This window comes from Isoptericola sp. NPDC058082, from assembly GCF_042885055.1.
In the GTDB taxonomy this organism is placed as follows: Bacteria; Actinomycetota; Actinomycetes; order Actinomycetales; family Cellulomonadaceae; genus Isoptericola.
Window position 1 is genome coordinate 15796 of the sequence record NZ_JBHVSQ010000011.1, and the last position, 15426, is coordinate 31221.

The following is a 15426-nucleotide window of genomic DNA, read 5'->3' on the forward strand; positions in this document are numbered from 1 at the left end:
GCGTCAGGCGACGGGCGCGGCCGTCGAGTCGCGCACCACGAGCTCCGGCCGGAACAGCAGCGAGGAGCCCTGCGACGCCGCCCCCTCGTCGGAGCCGTGCAGGGCCCGGAACGCGGCGGCCGCCATCTCCTTCATCGGCTGGCGCACCGTGGTGAGGCGCGGGGAGTAGAGCTCCGCGAGCACGATGTCGTCGAACCCGGCCACGGACACCTCCCGCCCCACCTCCATGCCGGCGTCGCGCACGGCCCGGCAGACGCCGATGGCGGTCATGTCGTTGACGGCGAAGATCGCGGTGGGCGGGTTCGGCCCGGCGAGCAGCTCGGTGGCGGCGACGCGGCCGAGCTCGGCGGCCTCGACGTCGCCGAACGTGCCGTCGGCGGCGATGCTTCCCGGCCAGGTGACGACGTCGGGCCGCGCGATGCCGGCCCGCTCGAGCGCGCGCAGGAAGCCCTCGAACCGCTCGGTGCGGTTGACGGAACGGATCGCGCCGGAGACGAACGCGATCCGCCGGTGGCCGAGGGACACCAGGTGCTCGCCCATCAGCTCCGCGCCGATGGTGTTGTCGACGCTGACGTTCACGAGGCCGACCGGGTCGTCGGCCTGCGCGGTGCGGTCGAACGCGACGAGCCGCAGGCCGTCGTCGAGCAGGCTCGAGACGTGCTCCAGCGAGGGGAGCGAGGAGCAGAGCACGATGCCGCGGATGCCGTCGGAGACCAGCTCGTCGACGTACTGGCGCTCGCGGGCGGGGTCGCGCTCGGAGTTGCACAGCAGCACGTGGTAGCCCTCGGTGAGGGCTGCGGCCTCGAGGTACCGGGCGAGCGCGCCCCAGTACGGGTTGCCCACGGACGGCACGACGAGGCCGATCACCTGCGGCTTGCCCGTGCGCAGCTGGCGCGCGGCGCGGTTGGGGCGGTAGCCGAGCTCCTTGATGGTGCTCTCCACGCGCTCGCGGGTCTCGGGCAGCATGCGGCCGGTGCGCCCGTTGAGCAGGTTCGAGACGGTGCTCGTGGACACGCCTGCCGCACGCGCGACGTCCAGGATCGTGATGCCAGCCATGTGCTCGTGCGGCCTCCTCGGTTCCGGGCTCTGCCCACCTCGCCAGTGCATCGATGGACTGTCTGGCGCCGATCATAGGGCATCAAAGGACCGCTTGACGGAGGTGAAGTCCCACTCTATGGTCAGTGCATCGTTACACCGGGAGCCGCCGTCGGCTCCTCCTCGCCTTCGTGAGATCAACGCCGATCGAAAGGGCTTGTCATGGAATTCAGCCGTCGCAGCTTCCTCACGGCCATGGGCCTCGGGACCGCGGCCGCCGTGGCGGGCTGCGCCACGACGAGCCCCAGCGGCTCGTCCGCCGCCGACCCCACCGGCCCGGTGGAGGGCGACATCACCTTCCTGTGCGCGCTCTTCGAGGGCGCCACGGGCAAGGAGACGCTCGAGGGCAAGCTGATCAAGCAGTTCAACGAGAAGTACCCGGACGTCAACGTCACCGTCGACTACACCGACTACGGCTCGCTGAACGAGAAGATCACCACGGGCCTGGCGAGCGGCCTGATGCCCGACGTCGTCACGCTCGGCGTCGGCTGGATCCCGCCGTTCGCCTTCAAGAACGCGATCGCGCCGCTGCCCGAGTCGCTCGCCACGCGCTACACGTACGAGGAGCGGGTGCTGGAGCCGTCGCGGTTCGACGGCAAGCTCTACGCCCTCCCGATGGTGCTCGACACGCGCATCGTGGCGTACCGCAAGGACTTCTTCGAGGAGGCCGGCCTCACGGGCACCCCGAAGAACTGGGACGAGCTGCGCGACTACGCGAAGCAGCTCACCGTCAAGGACGGCACCAAGGTCACGCGCGTCGGCTTCGACCCGTTCTCCATCGACCTGCGCCAGTGCTGGGAGACGTTCCTGTTCGGCAACTCGGGCGAGCTCTTCTCCCCGGACGGCCGCGAGGTGCTCTTCGACAGCCCCGAGGGCGTCGCGTCGCTGCAGCTCTTCCTCGACATGATGGCGGACGGCTCGGCCGACTTCGCCCTCACCACCGAGGCGGGCCAGCCGACCACCCTCCAGCAGGGCACCTCGGCGATCATGATGACGAACAACTCGCTGTACGTGCAGCTCCAGCAGCAGTCGCCCGAGCTGGTCGACAAGATCGGCACGTTCGTGCTGGGCAACACGAACCCCGCGATGCTGCAGGGCGGCACGATGGTGTCGCAGTCGGCCACCTCGAAGTATCCCGCTGCCGCGCGCGCCTTCGTCGAGTACATGGGCTCGCCCGACGCCGTCCTGGTCGCGAGCGAGCAGCGCGGCTCGGTCCCCGCGATCTCGGACCTCAAGGACAGCGACTACGTCAAGGGCAACCCGATGGTCGAGTTCGCCATCAACAACCTCGACAAGGCGCGGTCCGAGGGCGGCACCCCGGCCTGGATGGAGATCCGGGAGAAGATCAAGCCCACCCTCGAGACGGCGATCGTCGGGCAGCAGTCCGCCCAGGCGGCCATCGACCAGCTCACCGGCATCGCGAACGACGCGATCGCCCGGCTGTGACCCGGCCCTTCCCATGACCTGGCATGACCCGACACACCGATCGATGAAGAGGGGGTCGTCGTGGCCGTCGTCTCCGCGCCGCGCGACGTGAGCGCACCACCCGTCGTCCCGCCCCGCTCGCCCGCGCCCCGGCGCCGGCGGGCGGGGGCGGCCCGCCGCCGCGCCGGCATGCTCATGGTCGCGCCGGCGTTCCTGCACGCGCTGGTCTGGATCGGCATCCCGGTGATCGCGGCGTTCGTGCTGTCGTTCACCAACTACGACGTGCTCACGCAGCCGCGCTTCAACGGGATCCAGAACTACGTGGACGCGCTGACCGACCCGGTGTTCCGCCGGGGCATGGTCAACACGCTGGTCTACGCGTTCTTCACCGTCCCGGTGGCGATGGGCATCGCGCTGCTCATCGCGCTGATGCTCGACACGCAGCTGCGCGCCCGGGCGCTGTTCCGCACCGCGGTGTTCATCCCGCAGGTGACGGCGACCATCGCCGTCGCGCTGGTGTGGCTGTGGATCTACGACCCGCGCAACGGGCTGCTCAACGCCGTGCTCGGCTTCTTCGGGATCCCGGCGCAGAACTGGCTGTCGTCGACCACGTGGGCGATGCCGTCCGTGATCGTCGTCGGCATCTGGCAGGGCATCGGCCTGAAGATGCTCATCTACCTGGCGGCGCTGCAGTCCCTGCCGAAGGACGTCTACGAGGCGGCGTCGGTGGACGGGGCGTCGAAGACCCGGCAGTTCTTCAGCATCACGCTGCCGCTGCTCAAGCCCGCCACGTTCTTCGTCTTCGTCACCTCGGTCATCTCCGCCTTCCAGGCGTTCGACCTCATCTACATCCTCACGGACGGCGGGCCGGCGAACACGACCACGATGATGACGTACGAGATCTACAAGTCGGCGTTCCGGGAGTTCCGCGTCGGCTACGCGTGCGCCCAGTCGATCATCCTGTTCGTCTTCCTGCTGCTCCTGACCCTCGCGAACCGACGGCTCAACGGAGGCGACAGTGGCCGGCATTGATCTCGCGGCGACCTCGCCGCGCACGACGCTCGACGTCGTCGGGCGATCCCCGGCGTCGCGCCGCCGGCTCTCGCGGGCCGCCCTCTACGTGGCGCTGGGCGTCATCGCCGTCGTCATGGTGGTGCCGTTCGTGTGGATGGTGCTGACGTCCCTCAAGACGCCGGCGGACATCGCGGCGAGCCCGCCCACGTTCCTGCCCACCGAGTGGGCGTGGGGCAACTACGCGGACGCGCTGGCCGCGGCGCCGTTCCTCACCTACGCGCGCAACAGCCTGATCATCGCCGTGAGCCACACGACCATCAACCTGCTGGTCGCGTCGATGGCGGGCTACGCGCTGGCCCGGCTGCGCTTCCGCGGCTCGGAGCTGGTGTTCCTCGGGTTCGTCGCGGCGCTGATGATCCCCACCTACACGAAGATCATCCCCGAGTTCCTCATCGTGCGGTTCATGCCGCTGTTCGGGGGCAACGACATCCTCGGGCAGGGCGGCACCGGCTGGCTCGACACCTGGTGGGCGCTCATCGTCCCGGGCGCCGTGACGCCGTTCGCCGTCTTCCTGTTCCGGCAGTTCTACCTGGACCTGCCGGTGGAGCTGGAGGAGGCCGCCCGCCTCGACGGCGTGAGCGAGCTCGGCATCTGGGCGCGGATCATGACGCCGCTGGTCAAGCCGGCGTTCATCACCGTGGCGCTGCTGACGTTCGAGAGCTCCTGGAACAACTTCCTGTGGCCGCTGCTCGTGACGCGCACCGACTCGATGCGCGTGATCCAGGTGGGCCTGTCGGTGTTCCGCACCGAGAACGACACCCAGTGGGCGTTCCTCATGGCCGGCACCACGCTGGCCACGCTGCCGATGGTGGCGCTCTTCCTGCTGGGGCAGAAGTACTTCGTCCGCGGCTTCGCGAACGCGGGCATCAAGTGACGGGCGGCGAGCGGTCGCCCGTGGGACAGAGAGGCAAGCGAATGGCGATGGACATGACGGACGCGAAGGTGCTCGTCACGGGCGCGGGGCACGGGATCGGGCGCGGGGTCGCGCTCGGGCTGGCCGCCGCGGGGGCGGACGTCGTGGTGCACTACGGCAGCTCGGCCGACGCGGCCGCGCGGACCGTGGCGGACATCGAGGCGCTGGGACGCAAGGCGGTCGCCCTGCAGGCCGACGTCACCTCGACGCAGGACGTGGACCGGCTCGTCGCCGACGCCGTCGCCTTCCTCGGCGGGCTCGACGTCGTGGTCTGCAACGCGGGGCACCTCGTGGGCCGCGTGCCCGTGGCCGAGATGAGCGACGACCACTACGAGTCCGTGGTCGACGTCAACCTCGGCGCGACCTTCCGCACGACGCGGGCCGCGATCCCGCACCTGCTGGAGTCGGACCGTCCGCGCATCGTGGCGATGTCGTCGCTCGCCGCGCACAACGGCGGCGGGCCGGGGTCGGTCGTCTACGCGGCGGCGAAGGCCGCCGTGCGCGGCTTCGTCAAGGGCCTCGCCAAGGAGCTCGGGCCGCAGGGCGTCACCGTCAACGCCGTGGCCCCGGGGTACATCGCCGACACGGCGTTCCACGGCACGTTCAGCACCGACGAGGCGCAGCAGAAGATGGTCGCGGGCACGCCGGTCGGGCGCGCCGGCACCGTGGAGGACGTCGCGGCGGCGGTGCAGTACCTGGCCTCGCGCGAGGCGTCGTACATCACGGGCACCACCCTCGACATCGACGGGGGGACCTGGCCGCGATGACCTCCCTCGCCCCCGTCACCTCGGACCCCGCCTCGGACGACGTCGACGTCGCGGCCGGCCTCCCGCGCGAGCGCGGCGGCTGGTGGCACGACCTCGTCTGCCCGGCGCACGGCACGGAGCTCTCCCACGCGGGGATCCCCGGGCCGGTGCCGCCCGCGGGCGGCGTGCGCTGCCCGCACGGCTGCGTCGTCGACACGGAGCTGGTGCGCGGCGCCTGGCTGGTGCTCAGCCACCAGGCGTGGGCACGGCGGGCCCGGGTGCTCGCGCACCGGGCGGCCCGCACGGGGGACGAGGGGACGCGGGCGCAGGCGGTGGCGCTGCTCGTGGCCTACGCCGACGTCTACGCCGAGGTGGCGGGCGGGGGCGAGCACGAGCGCGCGCAGGACTGGATGCTGCGGGGGCGGCTGTTCCACCAGGCGCTCACCGACGCCATCTGGGCCGTGTCGGTCGGGCACGCGGTGTGGTCGCTCGCGGAGGCGGACCCGGACCGGGCGGGCGACCTGGCCCCCGTGCAGGGGATGCTCGACGCGACGGCCGAGGCCGCCCGCGCGGCGCGCGGCCGGCTGGTGGCCGACGGGAGATTCACCTCCAACTACACGGCCTGGCTCAACGCCGCCGGCCGGGTGTGCAGCCGGGCCGCCGCGCTGGTGCGCGGGGACCGGGAGGCGCCCGCCGTCGCCGACGACGAGTGGCTCGCCGGGGAGCACGGGCAGCTCGCCCACGCGCTCGCGGCCAGCACCCGCGGCGGCTGGGAGTGGGAGGCCAGCACGTACTACCACGGCTTCGTGGTGCGGGCCTACCTGCTGTCCCTGCGCGGCACCGACCCGGCGGCTCTGCCCGCCGAGGCCCGCGACCGGCTGGTCGCGATGGTCGACGTGCTCGCCGGCCTCGCGACCGACGGCGGCGTGCTGCCGTCCGTGCACGACGGCCCGTACTCCCGCCCCGCCCTCGCCCTGGAGTGGACGGAGCTGGCCGCGCTGGCGGACGGGTTCGTCGCCGACGCCGGGCTGGCCGCCGTCGCCGCGCACGCCCGCACGGAGGCCGCGGAGGGGGACGGCGACGACGAGCCCACGGACGGCCTCGAGGATGAGCTGCGCCGGACGACGTGGTTCGCCGGGCCGCCGCTGGCCGTGGCGCGCGCGCCGCGCCCGGCCGTGACCGTGGACGAGGAGGTGGGGATCGCCGTCCTGCGCGGGGCGGGGATCCACGCCGTGCTCGACCACGGCCCGCACGGCGCGGGGCACGGCCACCACGACAAGCTCGCGCTCGCCCTGTTCGGGCGCACCGCGCCGTGGCAGCCCGACCCGGGCCAGGTGCCGTACGGGCACCCGGCCTGGCGGGCGCACTACGCGTCGGCGGCCGCGCACCCGGTGGTCCGGGTCGACGACGCCGACCCCGCGGAGGCGACCGGCCGCCTGCTGGCCCGCACCGAGCGGTCGCTGACCGTGGAGGTCCGCGGCGACGCCACGGCCTGGTACGACGGCGCCCGCGCCGTGCGGCACGTCGTCCTCGGCGACGGCTACCTGCTCGACGTCGCGCACGCCCGCGCCGACCGCCCCCGGCGGCTCACGCTCGGGCTGCGGCCGGACGTGCCGCTCGGCGTGCGCGTCGACGGCGACGTGGTGCGCACCGCCTGGCGCGGCGCCGAGGCGCTCGACGGCGTGCACGTCTCCCGCGCGGGCGGACAGGGCGGGACGGTGCCCGTGCGCGCCGTCGTCGCCCCCGGCCCCGGCCCGGCGGACGACCCGCAGCGCGAGCGGTCGCACGTCGACTGGGCCGCCGAGGCCGCGACGTCGGCGACGTGGGTCTCGGTGTACCAGGCGGAGGACGACGCTCGGGGCGCCGAGGTGACGGACGTCGAGCTCGACGCGACCGAGGTGCGCGTGCACCGCGCCGACGGCGCCGTCGACGTCCACCCGCTGCCGACGGAGACGACGGATGACTGAGACGATCGCCCCCGCCCGGATGCTGCTGCTCGACGAGGCCCGGCTGGCCGACCTGCGGTCCCGGCTGGACGGCGACCTCGCGCCGCAGTGGCGCCGGCTGGCGGAGCAGTGCGACCTGTACCGCCGCACGGCGCCCCCGACGGAGCACCCGCTGGCGAGCATCACGTACCTGGGGCCGGCGGCCGCGAACCTCGCGCTCGCGTACCGGCTCACGGGCCAGCGGCACTACCTCGAGGAGGCATGGCGCTGGATCTCGGCGGCCGTGTCCTTCGACCACTGGGGCCGCGCGCACCTGCCCGACCACGACCTCGACGCGGGGTGGATCCTGCACGGGCTGTCGCTGGCCTACTCCTGGCTGGGCGACGACCTCGAGCCGCTGCGGCGCGAGGCGCTGCGCGCCAAGCTCGAGCTCCAGGGGCAGCGGCTGTTCGACTTCGCAGTCGCGAGCGAGGGCGGCTGGTGGTCCAGCTCGTTCTGGCAGAACCACCACTGGATCTGCCACACCGGGCTCGCGACCGTCGGCTACGCGCTCGGCGTCCGGGCCTGGACGGAGCGCGCCAAGGCGGCGATGTCGACCGTCGTCGACGTGCTGCCGGCGGACGGCTCCGACATGGAGGGCGTCGTCTACTGGCGCTACGGCGTGCCGTGGCTCGCGACCTACCTCGACCTGCTCCAGGACGCCGAGGGCGTGGACTGGTGGGACCGGTGCCGGTTCCTGGCGCGCACCTTCTTCTACCGGCTGCACCAGGCCGCGCCCGGCTACGAGGAGATCGTCGACCACGGCGACTGCCACGACCGGCGCAGCGGGCACAGCGTGGCCCTGTACCGGATCCTGGCCGCGCGGTACGGGATCGGCGAGGCGCAGTGGCTGGCCGACACGGTGGCGGACCGGTTCTTCTGGCGCGAGGCGTACGAGAGCGGCGTGAGGCCCGGCGTGCTGCCCGAGGCCTGGGCCGAGCTGCTCTGGTACGACGCGTCCGTGGCGCCCGTCGACCCGGCCACGTCCGTCCCCGCGCAGGCGGCGTTCGAGGACCTGGGCCTGCTGGTGCACCGCACGTCGTGGGACGACGACGCCACGCTCGTGTCGTTCAAGTCGTCGCCCGGCGGCGGGCACACCGCCTGGGACACGTCGCGCCGGATCGACGCCGAGCGCGGCTGGGACACCCTCAGCGCCGGGCACCACCACCCCGACGCCGGGTCGTTCGTGCTCGCGTCGCGCGGCGCGTGGCTGCTGGTCGACGAGGGCTACTCCAACCAGAAGCGCGCCGGGCACCACAACCTCGTGCTCGTCGACGGGCACGGCTTCGCGGGCGAGGGGCGGTACCACGTCTACGCCGACGCCCCGCCGGACCGCACCGCCGACATGGTGGACGTGCTCGCCGAGGGCGGGTTCCTGCACGGCCGCGCCCGCACCGGGCGGATGTACCCGGCCGAGCTGGGCGTCGAGTCGCTGGAGCGCACGCTCGTCGTCATGCCGTCCGGCCGCACCGTCGTCGTCGACCGCGGGCGGGCCGCCGAGCCGCGCGAGTGGACCGTGCTGCTGCACGCCGACCACCCGAGCGAGCCCGTCGACCTCGGCGTGCCGCACGACGGCATCGGCGACGGGAAGGCCGGTGGCCTCGCTCGTGAGGGGGCCGTGCGGCGGGTGCTGCGGAACGGCCGCGCCGGCGCGTGGCTCACCACCCACGCCGCGGGCGGCGCGCACGCCGAGCAGGTCGTCACCGACGTGGCGGCCAACCCGACGTCGAGCACACCGTCGCTGGTCGTGACGCGGCGGCTGCACACGCTGCGCGTCACGCCGCCCGCGTCGCGCGACCTGCTCGCCGTCACGACGATCGAGCCGTTCGACGCCTTCCGCCCGACGCCGTCCACCGCCCGCCTCCTCCCCCCGCTCGCCGCGGAGGTCGGGGTGGAGCTGGGCGGGGGCGAGCGGGTGCACCTCGCCGGGCCGGACTGCGCGATCGAGGCCGACGGCGTGACGGCGCTGGCGCGCGCGGTGCTGGTCGCGGGCGACCGGGTCGCCGTGGTCGGGGCACGGCGCGTCGAGCTCGACGGCCGGGTGCTCCTCGACCGCACCGGGCTCGACGGCGACGCCGAGGTCACCGCCGTCCTCCCGCTCGCGGGGCGGCGATGACGGCCGCTCCGGCGCCCGCGCGGCAGGACCGCTCGCGCCGGTGGTCGCAGACGTTCCTGGGCTGGTTGGAGTGGCTGGCGCACCCGGTGGCGGCAGGCGCGGCGTTCGCGATCCTCTGCCTCGGGGTCGTCACGTGGCTCCCGGCGCTCGCCGCCGTCGGACACACCCTCCGCGCCTGGCGCACCGAGGGCGACGGCCGGTCGTTCACGGGCGTCTTCCGGGCGTTCGGCGTCTACTGGCGGCCGCTGCTCGGGCACGCGGTGGCGTCGACGGCGGCGCTCGCGCTGCTGGTGGTCGACGTCGTGTTCCTCGTCGGCCGCTCCGGCCCGGCCGCCGTCGTCCTCGTGATGCTGGCGCTCGGCCTGCTCGTGGCGTCCGTGCCGTACCACCTGGCGCTCGCGGTGGTCGCGGCGGCCCGCCCGGAGGGCAGCGTCCGCACCTGGGCGCCCGGCGCGCTGTGGTTCGCGTTCGCCTCGGTGCCGCGCGGCACCGCCCTGCTGGGCGCCGCCGTCGCGACGCCCGTGTTCTCGCTCGTGGTCCCCGCGGGCCCCCTGCTGCTGTGCGCGAGCGTCCCCGTCCTGGTGGGGCTCGTGATCCTCGACCAGACGGAGGACGACGCATGACCGGCACCACCGCCCAGGCCGTTCCTCGCCCCGGCGCCGTCGCCCGGCGCTCGCTGCTCGCCGGCGCGCTCGCCACCACCGGCGCGCTGCTCCTCGCGCCGCGCGCCACGGCGCTCGACGGCGTCGCCGCGCTCGCGGACACCGCCGTGGCCCGGTCGCGCACGACGACGTGGGTGCCGTCGTGGACCACCGCGCACACCCGCCCCACGGCGACCGACCCGCTCGTGCTGGGCGGCGTCACCGACCGCACCGTGCGGCACGTGCTGCGGCTCAGCGCCGGCACCCGCCGGACGGGTGCGCTGCGCGTACGCCTCGCCGGCACCTTCTCCACGGCGCCGGTGCGGGTGGGGGCGGTGACCGTCGCGCGTCGTGCGGCGGGCCTCACGGGCCCGGGCGCCGCCGTCGACCCGGTCACCGTCACCACGCTCACCTTCGGCGGAGAGGCCGGCGCGCTGCTCGCCGCGGGCGCGACGCTCGTCAGCGACCCGGTGCGGATCGCCGTCCCGGACGGCGGCGACCTGGTCGTCAGCGTGCACCTGCCCGGCCCCACCGGCCCGCTCAGCTTCCACCGCAACACGCACGCGACGGGGTACGTCGGCCCGGGCGACCTCACCGGCGACCCGGGCCCGGGCTACGACGGCGCGGAGACGACGCGGTCGGCCGTGCTGCTGGTCGGCGTGGACGTCGAGCGGCCCGGCGTGCCCGGCGTCGCCGTGCTGGGCGACTCGATCACCGAGGGCGTGGGCACGCCCGACGACGCCGACGAGCGGTTCACCGACCACCTCGCCCGGCGTCTCGCGGAGCGCGGCGGCCCGGTGGGCGTCGCGAACCTCGGCATCAGCGGCAACCGCGTGCTGCTCGACGACGAGCGGTTCGGCCCGAGCGGGCAGGCCCGCCTGGACCGCGACGCCCTGGCCCTGCCCGGGGTCGACACGCTGCTCGTGGTGCTCGGCGTCAACGACCTGCAGCAGCCGCCCAGCCAGACCGACCCCGCGGTGCTGCTCGCCGGGTACCGCCAGCTCGTGCTGCGCGCCCGCGACCGGGGGCTGCGCGTGGTCGGCACGACCATCACGCCGTTCGGCGGCTGGCAGCGCTGGACCCCGGCGCTCGAGGACGAGCGCCGGGTCGTCAACGCGACCCTCCTCGCCGAGGCGGGTCGCGGCGCGGGCGCCTTCGACGCCGTCGCCGACCTGGCCTCCGTGCTCGCCGACCCGGCCGACGCGGCGCGCCTCGCGCCCGCCTTCGACAGCGGCGACGGGCTGCACCCCACCTCCGCGGGTGCCGCGGCGATGGCCGCCGCCGTCACCCGCCGCGCCCTCCTGGGCTGACGCCCGACCCTCCCCGCACACCACCTACCCGCACCGCCGTTCCACCCACCTGCTCGACGACGAGAGGGACCGTGATGGAGAACGACACCGTGACCACGCCTGCCCACCGGGCGCCCGCACCCAGCCGCCGGTCGGTGCTGCGCGGCTTCGGCGCCCTCGCCGGGGCCGCCGCGCTGGCCCCCGCGCTGCCCCTGCCCGCCCGCGCCGTGCCCGCCTCGACCGCCACGGAGCTCGTCGAGCGCTGGGCGGCGCTGCAGACCGGCGGCCCGGGCCTCGACCTGGCGGACGCGCACGTCAGGGCCGCCGTACGCCGCGTCGACCGGGCGGCCACGACCGTCCTCGCGACGCTCGACCGCTCCGCCGGCCGCGCGTCCCTGTGGCCCGACCTGGCGGACTGGACGAGGTCCAACACCGTCACCACGACGTTCAAGCGGCTGCGATCGATCGCGGTCGCGTGGGCGACGCCGGGGACGTCGGTCGCGGGCGACGCCGCCGTGGCGGACGCCGTCGCCGACGGCATCTCCTGGATGCACGACCACGTCTACGGGCCCGGCATCCCGCGCTTCGACAACGACTGGGACTGGGAGATCGGCTCGGCGTCGGCGCTCGCCGACGCGCTCGTCGTGCTGCGCGGCCGCCTGGGCGACGCGCTGGCCCGCAGCACCGCCGCCATCGACCACTACACGCCCGACCCGAACCTGTGGCGCGCGGACCGGCAGATCGCCACGGGCGCCAACCGGGTGTGGATCGCGACCGTCGTCGCCGTCCGGGCGAGCCTCGACGGCGACGAGACGGCCCTCGGGCGCGTGCGCGACGCGCTCAGCGACGTCGAGGGCGGCGGCGCCAACAGCGTGCTGGCGTTCGTCGACGGCGGCACCGCCGAGGGCGAGGGCACGGGGGAGGGCTTCTTCCGCGACGGCTCGTTCCTCCAGCACTGGAAGCATCCGTACAACGGCGGCTACGGCAAGGAGCTGCTGGGCACGCTGTCGTCGCTGCTGCACCTGCTGGGTGACTCGCCCTGGCAGGTCACCGACCCGGCGCTGGACAACGTCTACGCGTGGGTCACCGACGCCTTCGACCCGCTGATGGTGCGCGGCGACATGGTCGCGTCGGTCTGCGGGCGCGAGATCGCGCGGCCCAGCAAGCAGGGGCACGCGGCCACGCAGACCGTCGTCGAGGGCACGCTGCGGCTCATCCCCTCCGCGCCCCCGGCGCAGGCCGCGACCCTCACGTCGCTGGTGGCGCAGTGGATCGCCGAGGACACCTACCGCGACTTCCTCGCCGCCACGACGCCCGCGTCCGTCGTCGCCGCGAACGCGCTGCTCGCGGCGTCGCCGACGCCGCGCGGCGCGCTGGTGGCGCACCGGCAGTACCCCGCGATGGACAAGGCGGTGCACCACCGGCCGGGCTTCGCGCTGAGCGTCAGCGCGTACTCGGCCCGCGTGTACAACTACGAGTCCATCCAGAACGAGAACCTGCACGGCTGGCACCTGTCCGACGGGATGGTGCTGCTGTACACCGACGACCTCGGCCACTACAGCGAGGACTACTGGCCCACCGTCGACCCGTACCGCCTGCCCGGCACCACCGTCGACACCGCGCGCCTCGCGAACAGCGCGAACTTCCGCGAGACGAACGAGGCCACCTGGGTGGGCGGGGCCGCCGTGCCGGGCGCCACGGTCGGCGCGTACGGGCAGGACCTGCGCGCCCGCGGCTCCGACCTGCGGGCCCTCAAGAGCTGGTTCCTCATCGACGACGTCGTGGTCTGCGTCGGCTCCGGCATCACGGCGCCCGCGGCGGGCGGCGTCGAGACGGTCGTCGAGAACCGCAAGGTCCGCGACGGGGCCGCGCTGGTGATCGACGGCGCGGCCCAGCCGATCGGGAACGGGTGGTCGGTGACGCTCGACGACGTGCGCTGGTGCCACCTGTCCGGCACGGCGGGCTACGTGTTCCCCGGCGGCGCCCGGCTGCACGCCCTGCGCGAGGACCGCACGCACACCTGGCGCGAGATCAACATCAAGTACGGCACGGACACCCCGGTGACCCGCCCGTACGTCACGGCGTGGCTCGACCACGGCGCCGCGCCCGCGGACGCCTCGTACGCCTACGTCATGCTCCCCGCGGCCGACGCCGAGGGCACCCGCGTGTTCGCGGACGCCTGCGGCAACGCGCCGGGGCTGCGGATCCTCGGGCAGGACGACGACGTCCACGCCGTCGCGCTCGGCGGCACCCTCGCCGCCAACTTCTGGGCCGCCGCGTCGGTGCCGGTCGGCGCGGGAGTGCCGGGGGAGGCCGGGTCGCTGCACGCCGACGGCCCCGCCTCCGTCGTCGTGCACGAGACGGGCGGCACCGAGTGGACCCGCCCCACGACCGTCGCGCTGAGCGACCCGACGCAGGCCCGCGACGCCGTCGTCGTCGACCTCAACCGCGACGGGCTGCGGTTCGTGTCCGCCGACCCGGGCGTGACCGTCACCCGGCGCGGCGCGGGATGGCGGATCGCCGCCGCCACCGCCGGCCTGGCCGGCGCCACCGTCACCGCCTCGTTCGTCTGACCGTCCCGAGACTCCTGGAGGAACCATGAAGAAGCACCTCGCGCTGCCTCTCGCCCTCGCGCTCGGGCTCTCCCTCGGCTGCGCGGCGCCCGCGCTCGCCGAGACCCCGGCCCCCGCCGTCGGCGCGGGCTCCCCGCCCGCAGCCGCGGACGACGCCGCCCCCGCGCCGCTGCGCACCGTCCGCGTGGGCACCAGCGCCGAGCTGGCGGCCGCGTTCAAGGCGGCCCTGCCCGGCGACCGCATCGTGCTGGCCGACGGCGAGTACACGATGGTCAAGCTGGCCGACAAGGCGGGCACCGCCGACGCGCCGGTCGTCGTCGAGGCCTCCACCCTCGGCGGCGCGGTCGTCACGGGCGGCCAGCTGGAGGTCGCGCGGTCGAGCCACGTCGTGGTGCGCGGGCTGACCTTCCGGAACGCCACCACGCTGAAGATCACGGCGTCCACCCACGTGCGGTTCACGCGCAACGACGTCGCGCTGACGTTCGAGCCGCCGGCCGACCCGACGTCGTCGCGGCACTGGCTGCAGATCTCGGGGGAGGGCAGCGGCTACCACCGCATCGACCACAACTCCTTCCACGACAAGACGCTGATGGGCAACTACGTCACCGTGTACGGCGGGGCCACGCAGATCTCCCAGCACGACCGCATCGACCACAACTGGTTCGGGGACAGCCCCGCGCAGCCGGTCAACGGCGGCGAGGCGATCCGGCTCGGCGTCTCCGCGCTGTCGGACTCCAGCTCGTTCGCCGTCGTCGAGCACAACCTGTTCGAGAACACCGACTCCGACCCGGAGATCGTCTCGATCAAGAGCGACGACAACACCGTGCGGTTCAACACGGTGCGCCGGTCGGCCGGCGCGTTCGTCGCCCGGCGCGGCGACCGCAACGTCATCCAGGGCAACGTCTTCCTCGGCGAGGGCAAGCCCGGCACCGGCGGTGTGCGGCTGTACGGCGACGACCAGCTCGTGTTCGACAACTACTTCGAGGGCCTCCGCGGGTCCGGGTACACGGCCGCCCTCCAGATCGACGGCGGCGACGTGGACGGCTCCGGCTCGACGTCGGCACACTGGCGGGTGCACCGCGCGACCGTCGTCCACAACACCTTCGTGGACAACGCCGCGACCATCGAGGTCGGCGCGAACTACCTCTACCCGCCGGTCGACTCCCTCGTGGCCGACAACCTCGTCGTCGGCTCGGCCGGCCCGCTCTTCGTGGAGCACAAGCAGCCCGCGGGGATCACGTACTCCGGGAACCTCGCCTTCCCGACCGGCGCCGCGACCATCGGGCTCGACGTCGGGCCGCGCGAGGTCCGCGTCGCCGATCCTCGGCTCGTCCGCGCCGACGGGCTGTGGCGGCTGCGCCCCGGCCCGGCCACGAACGCCGCGGTCGGCTCGTACCCGTTCCTCACCGACGACATGGACGGGCAGCCGCGCGACCGGCGGCCCGACGTCGGCGCCGACGAGGTGTCCGACGCGCCCGTGAGCCGGACGCCCCTCGAGCGGTCCGACGTCGGCCCCGCCGCGCCCTGACGCCGGAACCGCCGCGCCGACCCGCACCAGCCACGACCCGC

General features: G+C 74.4%; 11 protein-coding genes. 10 read left to right on the top strand and 1 reads right to left on the bottom strand.

Annotated elements, in window-relative coordinates; all coding sequences use genetic code 11:
* Positions 1-3: 3 nt before the first annotated feature.
* Positions 4-1056, bottom strand: coding sequence for a LacI family DNA-binding transcriptional regulator (locus tag ACFVS0_RS15045; protein ID WP_430549095.1), 1053 nt, complete (start codon positions 1054-1056; stop codon positions 4-6).
* A gap of 201 nt (positions 1057-1257) precedes the next feature.
* On the opposite strand from ACFVS0_RS15045, the gene ACFVS0_RS15050 reads away from it, so the two are divergent.
* From ACFVS0_RS15050 to ACFVS0_RS15095, 10 genes are all read left to right on the top strand, one after another.
* The gene (locus ACFVS0_RS15050; protein WP_430584257.1) at positions 1258-2541 is read left to right on the top strand and encodes an ABC transporter substrate-binding protein; all 1284 of its coding nucleotides are present in this window, start codon (positions 1258-1260) and stop codon (positions 2539-2541) included.
* Positions 2542-2601: 60 nt separating this feature from the next.
* Positions 2602-3552: a carbohydrate ABC transporter permease gene (locus tag ACFVS0_RS15055; protein ID WP_430549093.1), complete on the top strand. Its 951-nt coding sequence runs from the start codon at positions 2602-2604 to the stop codon at positions 3550-3552.
* A complete protein-coding gene (locus ACFVS0_RS15060) occupies positions 3539-4468 on the top strand; it encodes a carbohydrate ABC transporter permease (RefSeq protein WP_430549092.1) in 930 nt (309 codons plus the stop codon). The genes ACFVS0_RS15055 and ACFVS0_RS15060 overlap by 14 nt, the downstream gene beginning before the upstream one ends.
* Before the next feature lie 53 nt (positions 4469-4521).
* A complete protein-coding gene (locus ACFVS0_RS15065; protein WP_430549091.1) occupies positions 4522-5274 on the top strand; it encodes an SDR family NAD(P)-dependent oxidoreductase in 753 nt (250 codons plus the stop codon).
* Positions 5271-7220 (top strand): heparinase II/III family protein, encoded by a 1950-nt coding sequence (locus ACFVS0_RS15070; RefSeq protein WP_430588402.1) that lies wholly within the window; start codon positions 5271-5273, stop codon positions 7218-7220. Before ACFVS0_RS15065 ends, ACFVS0_RS15070 begins: the two co-directional genes overlap by 4 nt.
* Positions 7213-9354: a DUF4962 domain-containing protein gene (locus ACFVS0_RS15075; protein ID WP_430588403.1), complete on the top strand. Its 2142-nt coding sequence runs from the start codon at positions 7213-7215 to the stop codon at positions 9352-9354. Before ACFVS0_RS15070 ends, ACFVS0_RS15075 begins: the two co-directional genes overlap by 8 nt.
* Entirely contained in the window at positions 9351-9977 is a 627-nt protein-coding gene (locus ACFVS0_RS15080; protein WP_430588404.1) for a DUF624 domain-containing protein, read from the top strand. The genes ACFVS0_RS15075 and ACFVS0_RS15080 overlap by 4 nt, the downstream gene beginning before the upstream one ends.
* Complete coding sequence (locus ACFVS0_RS15085; RefSeq protein WP_430588405.1) at positions 9974-11305, top strand: GDSL-type esterase/lipase family protein; 1332 nt, start codon at positions 9974-9976, stop codon at positions 11303-11305. Before ACFVS0_RS15080 ends, ACFVS0_RS15085 begins: the two co-directional genes overlap by 4 nt.
* Before the next feature lie 89 nt (positions 11306-11394).
* Entirely contained in the window at positions 11395-13857 is a 2463-nt protein-coding gene (locus tag ACFVS0_RS15090) for a polysaccharide lyase 8 family protein (protein ID WP_430588406.1), read from the top strand.
* A 25-nt stretch (positions 13858-13882) separates the two neighbouring features.
* A complete protein-coding gene (locus ACFVS0_RS15095) occupies positions 13883-15385 on the top strand; it encodes a polysaccharide lyase 6 family protein (protein WP_430588407.1) in 1503 nt (500 codons plus the stop codon).
* The last annotated feature ends 41 nt before the right edge of the window (positions 15386-15426 follow it).